The sequence below is a fragment of the Devosia elaeis genome (assembly GCF_001650025.1).
Classification (GTDB): domain Bacteria; phylum Pseudomonadota; class Alphaproteobacteria; order Rhizobiales; family Devosiaceae; genus Devosia; species Devosia elaeis.
The window spans coordinates 11,844-26,658 of sequence record NZ_LVVY01000091.1; the positions used below are offsets into that span (position 1 = coordinate 11,844).

The 14,815-nt window shown below is 64.8% G+C and carries 14 protein-coding genes; 8 read left to right on the top strand and 6 right to left on the bottom strand.

What is annotated here, in order from left to right:
* Positions 1-69: 69 nt before the first annotated feature.
* On the top strand, positions 70-3,447 hold the full coding sequence (putA, locus tag A3840_RS11870) for a bifunctional proline dehydrogenase/L-glutamate gamma-semialdehyde dehydrogenase PutA (RefSeq protein WP_067456783.1): 3,378 nt from the start codon (positions 70-72) through the stop codon (positions 3,445-3,447).
* Between the two features lie 170 nt (positions 3,448-3,617).
* Here putA and A3840_RS11875 read toward each other — a convergent pair whose 3' ends face one another.
* The 5 genes from A3840_RS11875 to A3840_RS11895 form a co-directional block, all read right to left on the bottom strand.
* Positions 3,618-4,109 carry a GAF domain-containing protein gene (locus tag A3840_RS11875; protein ID WP_067456787.1) on the bottom strand — a complete coding sequence of 164 codons (492 nt, stop codon included), beginning with the start codon at positions 4,107-4,109 and terminating at the stop codon, positions 3,618-3,620.
* A gap of 137 nt (positions 4,110-4,246) precedes the next feature.
* Positions 4,247-4,981 (bottom strand): ABC transporter ATP-binding protein, encoded by a 735-nt coding sequence (locus A3840_RS11880; protein WP_067457019.1) that lies wholly within the window; start codon positions 4,979-4,981, stop codon positions 4,247-4,249.
* The gene (locus A3840_RS11885) at positions 4,978-5,811 is read right to left on the bottom strand and encodes an ABC transporter ATP-binding protein (RefSeq protein ID WP_067456790.1); all 834 of its coding nucleotides are present in this window, start codon (positions 5,809-5,811) and stop codon (positions 4,978-4,980) included. Before A3840_RS11885 ends, A3840_RS11880 begins: the two co-directional genes overlap by 4 nt.
* A 187-nt stretch (positions 5,812-5,998) precedes the next feature.
* Positions 5,999-6,901, bottom strand: a complete 903-nt coding sequence (locus A3840_RS11890; protein ID WP_067456793.1) for an ABC transporter permease — start codon at positions 6,899-6,901, stop codon at positions 5,999-6,001.
* A gap of 223 nt (positions 6,902-7,124) precedes the next feature.
* On the bottom strand, positions 7,125-8,138 hold the full coding sequence (locus A3840_RS11895) for an ABC transporter permease (RefSeq protein WP_245676609.1): 1,014 nt from the start codon (positions 8,136-8,138) through the stop codon (positions 7,125-7,127).
* Positions 8,139-8,343: 205 nt separating this feature from the next.
* Here A3840_RS11895 and A3840_RS11900 point away from each other — a divergent pair, with 205 nt between their 5' ends.
* From A3840_RS11900 to A3840_RS11925, 6 genes are all read left to right on the top strand, one after another.
* The gene (locus tag A3840_RS11900; protein WP_067456796.1) at positions 8,344-9,000 is read left to right on the top strand and encodes a helix-turn-helix domain-containing protein; all 657 of its coding nucleotides are present in this window, start codon (positions 8,344-8,346) and stop codon (positions 8,998-9,000) included.
* Positions 8,997-10,583, top strand: a complete 1,587-nt coding sequence (locus A3840_RS11905) for an ABC transporter substrate-binding protein (protein ID WP_067456799.1) — start codon at positions 8,997-8,999, stop codon at positions 10,581-10,583. The genes A3840_RS11900 and A3840_RS11905 overlap by 4 nt, the downstream gene beginning before the upstream one ends.
* Positions 10,584-10,870: 287 nt before the next feature.
* The gene (locus A3840_RS11910; RefSeq protein WP_067456802.1) at positions 10,871-11,971 is read left to right on the top strand and encodes a M24 family metallopeptidase; all 1,101 of its coding nucleotides are present in this window, start codon (positions 10,871-10,873) and stop codon (positions 11,969-11,971) included.
* Positions 11,971-12,480 (top strand): GNAT family N-acetyltransferase, encoded by a 510-nt coding sequence (locus A3840_RS11915; RefSeq protein WP_067456805.1) that lies wholly within the window; start codon positions 11,971-11,973, stop codon positions 12,478-12,480. Before A3840_RS11910 ends, A3840_RS11915 begins: the two co-directional genes overlap by 1 nt.
* A gap of 638 nt (positions 12,481-13,118) precedes the next feature.
* On the top strand, positions 13,119-13,460 hold the full coding sequence (locus tag A3840_RS11920; protein WP_067457025.1) for an ArsR/SmtB family transcription factor: 342 nt from the start codon (positions 13,119-13,121) through the stop codon (positions 13,458-13,460).
* Positions 13,461-13,471: 11 nt separating this feature from the next.
* Complete coding sequence (locus A3840_RS11925; RefSeq protein WP_067456808.1) at positions 13,472-13,966, top strand: SRPBCC domain-containing protein; 495 nt, start codon at positions 13,472-13,474, stop codon at positions 13,964-13,966.
* 30 nt (positions 13,967-13,996) lie between these two features.
* Here the strand turns inward: A3840_RS11925 and A3840_RS11930 are convergent, their stop codons facing one another.
* A complete protein-coding gene (locus A3840_RS11930) occupies positions 13,997-14,284 on the bottom strand; it encodes an ArsR/SmtB family transcription factor (RefSeq protein ID WP_067456811.1) in 288 nt (95 codons plus the stop codon).
* A gap of 105 nt (positions 14,285-14,389) precedes the next feature.
* On the opposite strand from A3840_RS11930, the gene copM reads away from it, so the two are divergent.
* Positions 14,390-14,743, top strand: a complete 354-nt coding sequence (copM, locus tag A3840_RS11935; RefSeq protein WP_082903860.1) for a CopM family metallochaperone — start codon at positions 14,390-14,392, stop codon at positions 14,741-14,743.
* Positions 14,744-14,815 lie beyond the last annotated feature (72 nt).

Genomic DNA, 14,815 nt, shown 5'->3' on the forward strand with positions numbered 1-14,815 from the left:
GGCGATAGATCAGGCAAAACGGCTATCGCCGCTCTGGCAATATGGGCCATTCGTTCTCCGAGCCCTGCCATGACCCAAGCCGATATCGCCCGCGCCGCCCTCCGCCAGTCCCTTTATGCCGACGAAACCGATCTCGTTCGCGATATCATCGCGCGGACCGGGCTCGACGACGCGGCGCGACAGGCCGTTTCCGCCAGTGCCGCCGGACTGGTCCAGGCCGTGCGCCGGGGCACGAGGCTCGGCCTGATGGAGAGCTTTCTCTCCGAATACGGCCTCGACAGCGAGGAAGGCCTGGCGCTGATGTCGCTGGCCGAAGCGCTGCTGCGCGTGCCCGACAGCGAGACGGTGGATGCCCTGATCCACGACAAGGTCGGCGGCGCCGACTGGGCCAGCCATTTCGGCGGCTCGTCCAGCCCGCTGGTCAATTTCTCCTCCTGGGCGCTGAACCTGACAGCCGAAGTGCTGGGCGATCCGGAAGTGGGCCCGAAATCGGCGCTGCACCGGGCGGTGGCGCGGCTGGGCGAACCGGTGATCCGCAAGGCCGTGGGCCATGCCATGCGGCTGATGGGCAGCCAATTCGTCTTCGGGCGCACCATCGACGAGGCGATCGGCAATGCCAAAAAGCCCGAGGCCCTGGGCTATCGCTATTCCTATGACATGCTGGGCGAGGCGGCGCGAACCGCCGAGGATGCGCGGCGATATTTCGACGCTTATCTCAACGCGATCAATGCCTTGGCGCCGCATTGCGTCAATGGATCGGTGCGGGATAATCCGGGCATTTCGGTCAAGCTCAGCGCGCTGCATCCGCGCTATGAAGTGGCCCAGCGCCAGCGGGTGATGGCCGAACTGGTCGAGGTGACCCGCAAGCTGGCCATCGCGGCGGCCAGGGCCAATATGGGATTCAATATCGACGCCGAGGAAATGGATCGGCTGGACCTGTCGCTCGACGTGATCGAGGTGGTGCTGGATACGCCGGAACTGGCGGGCTGGAACGGTTTCGGCGTCGTGGTGCAGGCCTATGGCAAGCGGGTCCTGCCGCTGATCGACTGGCTGGAAGCGACGGCCGCGCGGCTGGATCGCAGGATCATGGTGCGGCTGGTCAAGGGCGCCTATTGGGATGCCGAGATCAAGCGGGCGCAGGTGCTGGGCCTGCCGGGCTATCCGGTGTTCACGCGCAAGGCGGCGACGGATGCGAGCTATATCGCTGCGGCCAAAAAGCTGTTTGATTGCAAGCACATCTACCCGCAATTCGCCACGCACAATGCCCACACGGCGGCGGCCGTGCTGCATCTGGCGGCCGAGGCGGGGCGTTTCAACGACAGCTATGAATTCCAGCGCCTGCACGGCATGGGCGAGCAGCTGCACGAAGTGCTGCGCAAGAATCATGCAGTCACCACAAGGATTTACGCGCCGGTCGGGGCGCACAAGGATTTGCTGGCCTATCTGGTGCGGCGGCTGCTGGAAAACGGCGCCAATGGCTCCTTCGTGTACCAGATCGCCGACGAGGGCATTCCGGCCGAGAAGGTCGCCGAGGACCCCATCGGCAAGCTGCAGGCCCTGGGCGCGGCCATCCCCAATCCGGCTATTCCGGCGCCGGAAGGGATTTTCGGAAAGCGCCGCAATTCCAAGGGTTTGGACCTGACCGATCCGGTCGCCTTCACGGCGATGTCTGAGGCGAGGGCGGGGTTCGAGACGCGGCAATGGCAGGCCGCTCCGCTCGGCGCCATGAGGCCGGATGCGACCGGATCGGCGCAGAAGGTGATCAATCCAGCCAACCATGCCGACCGGGTCGGCATGGTGGTCGAGGCGACGAAAGATCAGGTAGATCAGGCACTTGCCGCCGCGACGGCATCGGGCTGGGCCAATTGGCCGCGGGGCGAGCGCGCCGACCTGCTGCGCCGGGCCGCCGATCTCTACGAGGCCAATGCCGCCGAGTTCTTCGCGCTTTTGGCGCGGGAGGCGGGCAAGAGCTGGGCCGACGCCGTGGCGGAACTGCGCGAAGCCGTTGATTTCCTTCGCTATTATGCGGAGGAAGCGGAGGCGTTGCACGATGCGCCGCGGGGACCTTTCGTGTGCATTTCGCCGTGGAATTTCCCGCTCGCCATCTTCACCGGCCAGATCGCGGCGGCCCTGGTGGCGGGCAATCCGGTGCTGGCCAAGCCGGCGCCGCAGACGCCGCTGATCGCCTATCGCGCGGTGCAATTGCTGCATGAGGCAGGCATTCCCAGGGATGCACTTCAGCTTCTCACCGGAGGCCCTGAGGTTGGCAGACTGTTGACGTCGAGTGTCGCACTTGGCGGCATAGCGTTCACCGGCTCGCTAAAAACGGCGAAAAGCATCGAAACCGCCATGGCGGAACATGCCTCTCCCCATGCGCCGCTCATCGCCGAGACCGGTGGCCTCAATGCGATGGTGGTCGATACGACCGCGCTGACCGAGCAGGCCGTGCGCGACATCATCGCCTCGGCGTTCCAGTCGGCGGGGCAGCGCTGCTCGGCTTTGCGCATTCTCTATGTGCAGGAAGAAGCGGCCGAGCGGACTATCGACATGCTCAAGGGCGCGATGGACGAATTGGTGCTGGGCGATCCCTGGGCGCTGTCCACCGATGTCGGGCCGATCATCGATGCGCAGGCCAGGGACAAGATTGCCGCCTATGTCGCCGAGCGCGAGGATCGGGTGATCCATCGGCTGGCCGCGCCGCAGGGCGGAACGTTCATTGCGCCGACGGTGTTGCGCGTGTCGGGCATCGCGGAAATGCCGGAGGAAATCTTCGGGCCGGTCCTGCATGTGGCGACGTTCAAGGGCGACGAACTGGACAAGGTGATCGCCGCCATCAATGCCTCGGGCTATGGGCTGACCTTCGGCATGCATACGCGCATTTCCTCGCGGGTGCGCAAGCTGGCGGGACAGGTGCATGCGGGCAATATCTATGTGAACCGCAACCAGATCGGCGCGGTGGTGGGCAGCCAGCCCTTTGGCGGCGAGGGCCTGTCGGGCACCGGGCCCAAGGCGGGCGGGCCGCATTATCTCAAGCGGTTTACCCGCGGGGCAATGGATCTGCAGGCCGGCGCGCTGGAACTGCCGGGGCCGACGGGCGAGAGCAATGTGCTGCATGTGATGCCGCGCGGCACGCTGCTCTGCCTGGGGCCTAGCGAGGCCGATATGGCGGCGCAGCAGGCAATGGCCGAACGGGCCGGATGCCGGGCGGAGACCGCCGCGTTCGATGCGGACCACCTGGTGGCGGGGCAGGGCTTTGATGCCGTGGCCTGGTTCGGCGATGCGGCAGGGCTGAAGGCGGTGCGGCAGGCGCTGGGCCAGCGGACCGGGGCGCTGCTGCCGATCCTCATCGGGCCGGACGATATCGGCCGGCTGCAATTGGAGCGGCATGTCTGCATCGACACGACGGCGGCGGGCGGCAATGCCTCGCTGATGGCGTCGGCGGTTTAGGGCGCCGCACCGCGCCGTTTTTGGTGAGCCACGATATGCACTCTCCCCTTGACGGGGAGGGTTGCTCACACGCTCGGAGATCGGGGCTCCCGCACCCCCTCCCGGCCTCCCCCGTCAAGGGGGAGGTGTTGCGCCGGCGGGTGGGATAGGTCGAGCGCTGAGGGAGGTGATCACCCCCGCGCGGCCAGTACGGCCAGCTTGGCGGGGATGGAGAGCACGTCGCGGATCGTTTGCAGGCGTTCTTCGGTATAGTGGTGGGCGACGTCGAGCAGGTTCATGCAGCCGACCAGTTCGTCCTTGAGGATGATCGGCACGTTGACGACGGACTGGCAGCCCAGCGAATTGATCAGCTCGTGGTCGAACAGCACCTTGGCGATGTCCTCGATGGTGTTGGCGACGAAGAATTCGCGCTTGCCGTGGACGATGTCGAACCAGGGGCCGTAATTGAGCGGCTTGGTGGCCGAGGTCGGGTAGCTGACCGGATCGCTGGTAAAGGCGCGGCGGGAGAGCTCGGCTTCCATATCGACCAGCATGATGGTGAAGAGCTTGGCGCCGACCACGGCGCGGGCCAGGTCCTGGAGGGCGGTGAAGGCTTCGTCGGCGGTTTTCGCCTTGGCGATGGCGGCGTCGAAGGTGGCGAGGGCGGGGATGTGGTCGGTCATGGGGTGGTCCTTGGTGGTAGTCTTGTGACTGCAGAGGCGTCGCATGGATCACCCGGACAAGCCGGGTGATGACGGTGTGGGGGGCTCGGTGCCACGCTCATCCGTCATTGCCGGGCTTGTCCCGGCAATCCAGGCGCTTATCCGCCTTCTGTCGCCGCGAGAAGTTCCTGGGAATAGGGCTCGCGCAATTGGCCCGCCTTGAGCTGGGCGACATCGGCGATCTCCACGATGCGGCCATGGCGCATGACCGCGAGGCGGTCGCAGAGGAAGCTGACGACGGGAAGATTGTGGGTGACCATGAGATAGGTCAGGCCCTGCTCGCGACGCAGGCGCTTGAGCAGGTTGAGGATTTCGGCCTGCACCGACACGTCGAGCGCCGAGGTGGGCTCGTCCAGCAGCAGCACTTTGGGTTCCAGCATCAGGGCGCGGGCAATGGCGACGCGCTGGCGCTGGCCGCCGGAAAGCTGGTGGGGAAAGCGGAAGCGGAAGCGCTGGTCGAGCCCCACGGCCTTGAGCTGGGCCTCGACGCGCTCGCCGCGATTGCCGATGCCGTGGATGGCCAGCGGTTCGGACAGGGCGGCGTCGATGGTCTTGCGGGGATGGAGCGAGCCATAGGGGTCCTGGAACACCATCTGGGCCTGCCGCGACACGGCGCGATCCACATGATGGCTGCGCGGCTTGCCCATGACGGAGATCGAGCCGGTCCAGTCCGGCGCGAGGCCGGCAATGGCGCGCAGGATGGTGGATTTGCCGGACCCGGATTCACCCACCAGCGCGAAGCTCTCGCCCTCGGGAATGGCCAGGTTCACGTCGAAGACGACCTTGGTGTCGCCATAGGAAATATCGAGATTCTGGAGGTCGATGGCGTTCATGTGCCGGCCCATTGGGTGCGGTCGAGCACGGGAAGCTCGTCGCGGTTTTCGTCGATCACCGGCATGGCGGCGAGCAGGCCCCGCGTATAGGGATGCTGGGCGTTTTCGAGCTGGCCGGCAGCGCATTCCTCCACCACGCGGCCGGCATTCATCACCAGGATGCGGTCGCAATAGCGGCTGACCAGAGCCAGGTCGTGGCTGATGAGGATCAGGCCCATGCCCTTGCGGGTGACCAGGTCATCGATGATGTCGAGGACCTGCGCCTGCACCGAGACGTCGAGCGCGGACGTAGGCTCGTCGGCGATCAGCAATTCCGGCTCGGGAATCAGCATCATGGCGATCATGATGCGCTGGCCCATGCCGCCGGAGACTTCGTGCGGATAGAGTTTTGCCACGCGCTCGGGATCGTTGATGCGCACGGCCTTGAGCATGTCGAGAATGCGCGCCTGCACGTCGCGGCGCGGCAGCTTCTGGTGGGTGACAAGGGCCTCGGCAATCTGCTCGCCGACGGTCATCACCGGATTGAGCGAGAATTTGGGGTCCTGCATGACCATGGAGATGCGGGCGCCGCGAATGGCGCGCATCTGCTTCTCGTTCTGGGCCAGGATGTCGATGCCGTCGAAGCTGAGCTTGTCGGCGGTGACCTGGCCCGGCTTGCGGATGAGTTTCAGGATCGAGCGGCCGGTCATGGATTTGCCGGAACCGGATTCGCCCACAATGCCCAGCCGCTCGCGGCCGAGGGTGAAGGAAAGGCCTTTCACCACCTCGACCCGGCCCGAATGCGTGGGGAAGGAAACGCGGAGATTTTCGACTTCGAGAAGGGGGGGCATGAGGTGGCTCCCGCACACTCTGGATGCACGGCTGCGCCCTCCCTCCCCCTTGAGGGGAGGGTAGCGAAGCTTGGCCGAAGGCTTAGCGGAGCTGGGGTGGGGGTAGTGCGGTGATGCATTGATGGACCCCCACCCTCGATCCCTCCCCTCAAGGGGGAGGGAGGCGAAAGAACCGACAGATCGAGGATCATGACTTCCCCTCGCTCTTGGGATCGAGCACGTCGCGCAGTCCGTCGCCGAGGAAGCAGAAGCCGAGGCTGACGATGATGATGGCGAAGCCCGGCATGGTGGCGACCCACCATTGATCGAGAATGAAGGTGCGGCCGCGGCTGATCATGGCGCCCCATTCGGGCAGGGGCGGCTGGGCGCCCAGCCCGAGAAAGCCCAGGCCTGCCGCGGTGAGGATGACGCCGGCCATGTCCAGGGTGACGCGCACGATCATCGAGGAGGTGCAGAGCGGCAGGATATGCTGGACGATGATGCGGAGGGGTCCGCCGCCGGCCAATTGCACCGCCGAGATATATTCGGCATTGCGGATGGTCAGCGTTTCGGCTCGGGCAATGCGCGCATAGGCCGGCCAGGAGGTGATGGCGATGGCGATGATGGCATTGTTGATGCCGGGGCCGAGCGCGGCGACGAAAGCCAGGGCCAGGATCAGCTTGGGCAGCGACAGGAAGATATCGGTGAAGCCCATCAGCATCCGATCCACCCAGCCGCCGAAATAGCCGGCAATTGCCCCGATGAACAGGCCCAGCGGGGCGGAGATCAGCGCGACCAGCGCGACGATGGTGAGGGTGATCTGGCTGCCCCAGACCACGCGGGAGAAGATGTCGCGGCCCAGCTCGTCCGTGCCCATCCAATATTGCGCGGAGGGCGGGAGGAGGCGGGCGGAGAGATTCTGCCCGGTGGGCGAATAGGGCGCGATCCACGGCGCGAAGGCGGCCGTGAGCAGCAGGACGAGGATGATGATGCCGCCGAGCACGGACAGGGGATTGCGCAGGAGGGCGGTGAACACGCGATAGGCGCGCCCGGCATTGGCCTGCATGCGGGAAGTGGGGCTATCGGCAAGGAGCCAGTCGCGGGTGGTCATGCGGGGACTCCTTGTGAGTTTGACACTGATGCGAGAGAGCCGCGATGGGCACCCTCCCCCTTGAGGGGAGGGATGGGGTGGGGGTGCAGGCCTGTCAGCGGGGGGAACGGCTGCGATGGCGCAAGTGGCTGCCGCAGAACCCCCACCCCGGCCCTCCCCTCAAGGGGGAGGGGGCGGTTCTGTGGCTCCCAGGCGACCGCGACGACGTCGTGCGTTATCCCCATCACTTCGCCCTCGGATCCAGGACGCGGTAGAGCACGTCCGAGACCTTGTTGATGACGATGAAGACCGCGCCGATGACCAGGGTGGCGCCGAGGACGGCGTTCATGTCGGCGTTGAGGAGGGCGGTGGTGAGGTAATTGCCGATGCCGGGCCAGGAGAACACGGTCTCGATCATCACCGAGCCTTCGAGCAGCCCCGCATAGGAGAGGCCGATGACGGTGATGAGCGGCACGCGGATCGGGTTGAAGGCGTGGCGCCAGACGACGATGCGTTCCGGCACGCCCTTGACCCGGGCGGTGGTGACGAATTCCTGGCTCAGCTGGTCGAGCATGAAGCTCCGGGTCATGCGGGCGATATAGGCGAGGCTGAAAAAGCCCAGCACCGAGGCGGGCAGCACGATATGGGAGACCGCGTTCCAGAAGATGTCGATCTCCCCGCGCAGGAGGGAATCGACGAGGATCATGCCGGTGACCGGCTGGACAAGGCCATCGTAGAAAATGTCGAGCCGGCCCGGCCCGCCGACCCAGCGCAGGCGGGCGTAGAACAGGGCGAGGCCCACCAGGCCGAGCCAGAAGGCGGGCACCGAATAGCCGAGCAGGCCCACCACGCGGATCGCCTGATCGAGCCAGGAGCCCTGGCGGGCGGCGGCGGTGACCCCCAGCGGCACGCCGAGCGCCACGCCGATCAGGATGCCCAGGGTCGCCATTTCGAACGTGGCGGGGAAGAAGCGCGACAAATCCTCGATCACCGGGCGGCCGGTGGACACCGAACGGCCCAGATCGCCGGTAAAGACATTGCCGACATAGGAGATGAATTGCTGCCAGAGCGGGCGATCCAGCCCCATGGCGATCCGGGCGGCATCATATTGCGCCTGGGTGGCGCGGTCGCCGACCACCGAAAGCACCGGATCGATGGGAATGATGCGCCCGATGAAGAAGGTGATGGCGAGCAGGCCAAGAAAAGTGAGGAAAAGCGTGAGCACAAAGCCGCCCAGCGTCAGCACATTGCGGCCCAGGCGCTTGTTGCGCAGGCTGGGCGCCAGAGGCGGCGGGGCGGTTTGCTGATCAAGCGCCAATGAAAATTCCTCTTGAATAACAGGTTATTGACCTCGCCAACCGCAAGAGTGGGCAAGTCGCAGAACCTTCACATTTCGCTTTCACCATACAAGAAACTTTGCTTATATCAAAAAAATTTTGGTGAGGCGAAGCGTGGCGGAGGCAATGGCGAACAGGCAGGACGGGCATCCCAAGGTGGGTGCGCTGATCCGTGCGCGCCGCCGCCAGCAGCATATGACGCTGATGGAACTGGGCGAGGCGGCCGAGGTTTCGGTGGGCTATCTGAGCCAGGTCGAGCGCGACCATGCCACCCCCTCGCTGGGCACGCTTGCGCAGATCGCGCGGGCGCTGGGCGTGGGCATCGATTACTTCATCGCCTCGCCGGCCAGCCACAATGCGCTGACGCGCCAAAGCGAGCGCAACCGCTTCTCACTGGACGGCTCCTCCATTCTCTACGAGCGGCTGGGGGCCGATTTCCCGGGTAACCAGCTCTCGAGCTTCCTCATGCTCGTGCCGCCCGGCTATCGCTCGGAAACGGTAGCGCATGAGGGCGAAGAAATCCTCTTCGTGCTCGAAGGCGCGATCACCCAGAGGCTCGACGGCGAGGAAATGATCATGCAGGCCGGCGACAGCCTGCATTTCCGGGGCAATCGCCCCCATTCCTGGTCGAACCATACCGATCAGCCGGCCCGTCTGTTGTGGACGGGCACGCTGGCGCTCTTTCGCTCCACGGCCCGGCCCAGGCCGGTCGTGGCGAAGCCCAAAACCGGCAGCGACAAGCCGGTCCGCAAAAAAGTCATTCCCAAGGAGAAACGCTCATGAAGCTCTTCCGTGCTGCCTTGATGGCATCCGCCCTGGCCCTGCCGCTCGCGGCCGGCGCCGCCTATGCCGCGACGCCCGCCGATGCGCTGGTCATTGCCCAGAACATCGACGATATCGTCGCGCTCGATCCCGCCCAGGCCTACGAATTCTCGGCCGGCGAAATCAACGCCAACCTCTATGACAAGCTGGTGCAGTACGACGCGGAGGACACCACCGTGCTCGCGCCGGGCCTGGCCAGCGAATGGGTTGCCGACGAGGAAGCCAAGTCGCTGACCTTCACCATGCGCGAAGGCGCGACCTTCGCCTCGGGCAATCCGGTGCGCGCTGAGGACGTGAAATTCTCGTTCACCCGCGTGGTGACGCTGAACCTCACCCCCGCCTTCATCCTCACCCAGCTCGGCTGGACCCCGGACAATATCGGCGAGATGGTCACGGTCGACGGCAACAAGGTCACCGTCAAGTGGACCGGCGATTTCGCTTCGGCCTTCGTGCTGAACGTGCTGGCCGCCCGCCCCGGCGCCATCGTCGATGAAGTGCTGGTGATGCAGAACGAGGTGGACGGCGACTGGGGCAATGCCTGGCTCAACACCAATTCGGCCGGCTCCGGCCCCTTCGTGCTGACCGATTACCGTCCGGCCGAACTCGTGCGCCTCACCGCCAACGAGAATTACTGGAACGGCGCGCCGGCCATGAAGCAGGTGCTGATCCGTCACGTCGCCGAAGCGGCCACCCAGCAATTGCTGCTGACCTCGGGCGACATCGATATCGCCAAGAACCTGACCCCCGACCAGATCGGCGGCCTGGGCGAGAACGTGAAGGTGGAAACCTATCCGCAGGCGGCCGTCCACTTCCTCTCGTTCAACCAGAAGACCGAGGAACTGACCGACCCGGCCATCTGGGAAGCCGCGCGTTACCTCGTCGATTATGACGGGATGACCGAGACCTTCCTCAAGGGCCAGATGGAAAAGCACCAGGCCTTCTGGCCCAAGGGCTTCCCCGGCTCCTATGACGAGACGCCCTATAGCTATGACGTGGAAAAGGCCAAGCAGATCCTGGCCGATGCCGGTATCGAAACCCCGATCAACGTCACGCTCGACGTGATCAATTCGGCGCCCTTCACCGATATCGCCCAGTCCCTGCAGGCCGGCTTCTCCGAAGCGGGAATCAATTTCGACATCCTGCCCGGCACCGGCGCCCAGGTGATCACGAAATATCGTGAGCGCACCCACCAGGCCATGCTGCTCTATTGGGGCCCGGACTTCATGGATCCCCATTCCAACGCCAAGGCCTTCGCCTACAATTCCAACAATGCGGACGACGCCTATGCGGCGACCACGACCTGGCGCAATGCCTGGGCCGTGCCGCAGGAGATGAACGACGAGGTCAACGCCGCCCTGGCCGAAGCCGACCAGAGCGTGCGCAACGAGATGTATGTCGACCTGCAGCAGAAGGTTCAGGCTGAAAGCCCGATCATCATCATGTTCCAGGCCGCACTGCAGATCGGCATGGCCAATAATGTCGAAGGCTATGTGAACGGGTCCAATTCGGACTTCGTCTACTATCGGCTGGTGACCAAGGACTAAGGTCCGACATCGAACAAGCGGCGGCTTCCGTTCCCTCGGGCCGCCGCTTGCGGAGCCGGACATCTCCTCCTCCCGTCCGGCTCCGCTCTTATTTGTCGCCGCCGCCTTTCCTTCGCCCCTCCGGCGAGAAGGGGCGCGTAGCGCCGGATGAGGGGTGCCGGCTTCTCGATTCTTGCCGAGAGGCCCGCACCCCTCACCCTGACCCTCTCCCCTGAGGGGCGAGGGAATACCACCGAGTGCTTTGCTGCAATGGTGCCAGCCCTGTCCCAACAAGACGAGACCAGATCATGAACCCCATCCTCGCCACCCGCATGGAAAAGCTGCGCGCCCGCATGGCCGAGACCGGCACCGACCTCGTGGTGATCGGGCCATCCAGCCATATGCGCTACCTGGCCGACCTGTCGCCGCATGGCGACGAGCGTCCGGTGCTACTGATGGTGAGTAAGGATTTCGCCGGCTTCCTCATGCCGGCCTTGAACGTGGATTCTTCGCGCCAGCACACCGATCTGCCCTTCTTCCCCTGGGCCGATGCCGACGGGCCCGATGCGGCGCTGGCGCAATTGATCGACGCGACGGGCGTGTCGCGGATCAGCCCCTCCATCGTGCTGGACGAAACCATGCGCGCCGATTTCGCCCTCCTGGTGCTCGACGCGCTGCCCGGCGCCAAGCGGCGCTTCACCGCCGACAGCGTGGGCTATCTGCGCTCGCGCAAGGACGAGGCCGAATACAGGCTGCTGAAAGCCTCGCACCTGCTCAATGACCGGGCCATGGCGGCCGGCTTCGCGGCGCTGAAGGACGGCGTGACCGAGGCGGAAGTGGCCGAGGTGATCGGCAATTTCTACAAGGAAAACGGCGCGACCACGCAGTTCATCTCGGTCTGCTTCGGCCCCAATGGCGCCTTTCCGCACCACCATACCGGCGCGACGAAGCTCAAGCAGGGCGATGCCGTATTGATCGATATCGGCGGGCGTATCGGCGGCTATCCCTCCGACATGACCCGCGTTGGCTATTTCGGCAGCAAGCCGGAAGGGTTCGACGACATCCACGCCATCCTCGACCGTGCCGTCGAGGCGGCCATTGCGGCATCTTTGCCCGGCGCCAAAGCCATGGACGTGGACAAGGCTGCGCGGGACGTGATCGCCCAGGCCGGCTATGGCGAATATTTCCTGCACCGCACCGGGCATGGCTTGGGCATCGACGTGCATGAGGCGCCCTATATCACCGGCACCAGCGAGACGGTGCTGGACGAGGGCATGGTGTTCTCCATCGAGCCCGGCATCTATCTGCAGGGCCGCTTCGGCCTGCGCCTCGAAGAGATCGTCATCATCCGCAACGGCAAGGCGGAAATCTTTTCGGAAATGCCGCGCGCCGCCATCGCCGCCGGATAATGGTCCCGCGGCTGGAGACAGAGCGGCTGGTCCTGCGCGGGCATCGCGCCGGCGACCATGCCGCCTGCTGCGCGCTGTGGGGCCAGGAGACGGTGACGCGCTTCATCGGCGGCCGGCCCAGCACCGGGGAAGAGGTCTGGTCGCGCATCCTGCGCTATGCCGGCCATTGGCAGATGCTCGGCTTCGGCTATTTCGCGGTGACCGAGCGCGGCAGCGACCGGGTGATCGGCGAGGTCGGCCTGGCCGATTTTCGGCGCGATATATCCCCGCCGCTCGACGCGCCCGAAGCCGGCTGGGTCTTCCACCCCGATTGGCATGGCAAGGGCCTGGCGCGCGAGGCGGTGGCGGCGCTGCTGGATTGGGCCGCTGGGCGCGGCATGGCCCGCACGCTCTGCCTCATCGACCCGGACAATGAAGCCTCCCTCGGCCTCGCCCTGCGCCTGGGGTTCCGCGAGACCCAGCGCATCGATTATTACGGCAAGCCATCCCTGCTGCTGCGCCGGGAATAAGGGCATCTGACCCAATCGGGATCGTTTAAGGGCATCTAACCCAATCCGGATCGTCACCCTCGGGCCTGATCGAGGGTTCTTTGGTTTTGGGTGTATCGCAAACGCCCTCGGGTCGAGCCCGAGGGTGACGATCCGTGGGTGAGGGTAGTTCGGTTATTCACTGGTGGCCCCCTCCCTCAAGCCCTTCTTTTTAGGGTAAAGGCAGCAAAAGAGCAGCGATCCCAGCTGAATGTGGACTGCTTTGAGGGCATCAAACCCAGTCCGGATCGTTTAAGGGCGTCTAACCCAACCCCGATCGTCACCCTCGGGCGTGACCCGAGGATTCTTTGTTTTTGTGTATATCGCAAACGCCCTCGGGTCGAGCCGAGGGTGACGATCCGTGGGTGAGGGTGGCAGTTATCCACTGATGGATCCCCTCCCTCATTCCCTCCCCTCAAGGGGGAGGGAAGCAAAAGAGCCGTGATTTCAGCTCAAATGTCGGCTGCTTTAAGGGCATCTAACCCAATCCCGGTCGTCACCCTCGGGCGTGACCCGAGGGTTCTTCGTTTTTGGAAGCATTCGCAAACGCCCGCGATTTCCGCTTGATCATAATTCAACCAATTAGTATTATACTGATAAGTTGAATTATGGAGGTGGTGATGACCGACAGCTTGAGCGCGACTTTGGGGGCGCTGGCCGATCCGACGCGGCGCGCGATCCTGGCGCGGCTGGCAAAGGGGGAGGCGAGCGTCAACGAGATCGCCGAGCCTTTCGACATGACGCTGGCGGCGGTCTCCAAGCATATCAAGGTGCTGGAAAATGCCGGCTTGGTGCGCCGCGGTCGGCAGGCTCAATACCGGCCCTGCGCGCTGGAGCCGGGGCCACTGCGCGAGGCGGCCTCCTATCTCGAACTCTATCGCCGGTTCTGGGAGCAGAACCTCAACCAGCTCGAAGCCTATCTGGCCCAGGTGCAGCGCCCGCGCACCGACACGAAAAACTGAGGAGAAGACCGATGGATACCCAGAATTTCGCCAATCCCTTCAAGACCGAATTGCCCGACGACCAGCCGCTCATCATCATGTCGCGCAGTTTCGAGGCGCCGCTGGCCCTGGTCTGGAAAGTGTGGACCGAAAAGGAACACGTCGCCCATTGGTGGGGCTTCGGCAAGAACGAGGTGATCGAATACGACGTGCGCACCGGCGGTAAATGGCGGATCGTGGGTCTGTCCCCCGACGGGACGCGATGGGTGATGTTCGGCACCTATCTCGCCGTCGAGCCGAAGCGGATGATCCGCAATACCTTCGTGGTCGAGGGCATGTTCGAGGAAGACGAACGCTATTACGAAGAGCACCATTTCGAGGAGCGGGACGGCAGGACCCATTACCGCTCGATTTCGAATTTCCCCGATATCGAGATGCGCAACGCCACGGTCGATACCGGCATGGAATGGGGCGCCAATGTCTCCATGGCCAAGTTCGACACCATCCTGGAACGGCTGAAGGGCTGAGCGGGCAGGGCGCTGGCGCCGGGGAAGGCTCTAGGCTTCCCCGGACAGGCGGCGCGCATGCAGCCAATGTTCGGCCGCGCCCAAAGCGTCGCGCTCGATGCGGCAGGTGCGGACGCGGCCGACCTTTTCCGAGCTCACCAGGCCGCTGGCCTCCAGCGCCTGCAGATGCTGCACCACGGCGGGCAGGCTCATCTCGAAGGGCCTGGCCAATTCGCTGACCGCCGCCGGCCCCTGGCTGAGCCGCTCGAGCATGGCGCGGCGTGTCGGATCGGCCAGCGCCTGGAAGATCAGGTCGAGATCGGGCTTTTTGTTAAGCATTTAATTAAGTAACAAGTGGGCGCCGGCGCTGTCAACGTGGCGACGCCGGCTTGACCTTCCCATTTTGGAAGGCGGCAGAAAGGGGCATCACCAATGGAGGTTGCCATGAAAACCGTTCTGCTCGCCGCTGTCCTCGTGCTCTTGCCGCTGCCGGCCCTCGCCCAGGATCATTCCGGCCATGGCGGCCACGCCGCCGCCGGCGACAGCGCCGCCACGATCGCCTATCGTGACGCCAATGCGCGCATGCATACCCAGATGGACATTGCCTATACCGGCAATGCCGACGCCGATTTCATCCTCGGCATGATCCCCCATCACCAGGGCGCGGTGGACATGGCGCGCATCGTGCTGGAGCACGGCGCCGATCCGGAAGTGCGCGCCTTGGCCGAAGCGGTGATCGAAGCGCAGGAAGCCGAAATCGCCTGGATGCAGGAATGGCTGGACAAGAACGGGTATTGAGAACCCGGCGGTTCTTGAGGGTCGATATTCTCCCGGCGGCACCACCCGGGTGGTCCACCCGGACCAGCCGGG

Coding starts and splice junctions, on each gene's coding strand:
- putA (WP_067456783.1), top strand. CDS start 70: ATGACCCAAGCCGATATCGCCCGCGCCGCCCTCCGCCAGTCCCTTTAT.
- A3840_RS11875 (WP_067456787.1), bottom strand. CDS start 4,109: ATGACCGACCACATCCCCGCCCTCGCCACCTTCGACGCCGCCATCGCC.
- A3840_RS11880 (WP_067457019.1), bottom strand. CDS start 4,981: ATGAACGCCATCGACCTCCAGAATCTCGATATTTCCTATGGCGACACC.
- A3840_RS11885 (WP_067456790.1), bottom strand. CDS start 5,811: ATGCCCCCCCTTCTCGAAGTCGAAAATCTCCGCGTTTCCTTCCCCACG.
- A3840_RS11890 (WP_067456793.1), bottom strand. CDS start 6,901: ATGACCACCCGCGACTGGCTCCTTGCCGATAGCCCCACTTCCCGCATG.
- A3840_RS11900 (WP_067456796.1), top strand. CDS start 8,344: ATGGCGAACAGGCAGGACGGGCATCCCAAGGTGGGTGCGCTGATCCGT.
- A3840_RS11905 (WP_067456799.1), top strand. CDS start 8,997: ATGAAGCTCTTCCGTGCTGCCTTGATGGCATCCGCCCTGGCCCTGCCG.
- A3840_RS11910 (WP_067456802.1), top strand. CDS start 10,871: ATGAACCCCATCCTCGCCACCCGCATGGAAAAGCTGCGCGCCCGCATG.
- A3840_RS11915 (WP_067456805.1), top strand. CDS start 11,971: ATGGTCCCGCGGCTGGAGACAGAGCGGCTGGTCCTGCGCGGGCATCGC.
- A3840_RS11920 (WP_067457025.1), top strand. CDS start 13,119: ATGACCGACAGCTTGAGCGCGACTTTGGGGGCGCTGGCCGATCCGACG.
- A3840_RS11925 (WP_067456808.1), top strand. CDS start 13,472: ATGGATACCCAGAATTTCGCCAATCCCTTCAAGACCGAATTGCCCGAC.
- A3840_RS11930 (WP_067456811.1), bottom strand. CDS start 14,284: ATGCTTAACAAAAAGCCCGATCTCGACCTGATCTTCCAGGCGCTGGCC.
- copM (WP_082903860.1), top strand. CDS start 14,390: ATGAAAACCGTTCTGCTCGCCGCTGTCCTCGTGCTCTTGCCGCTGCCG.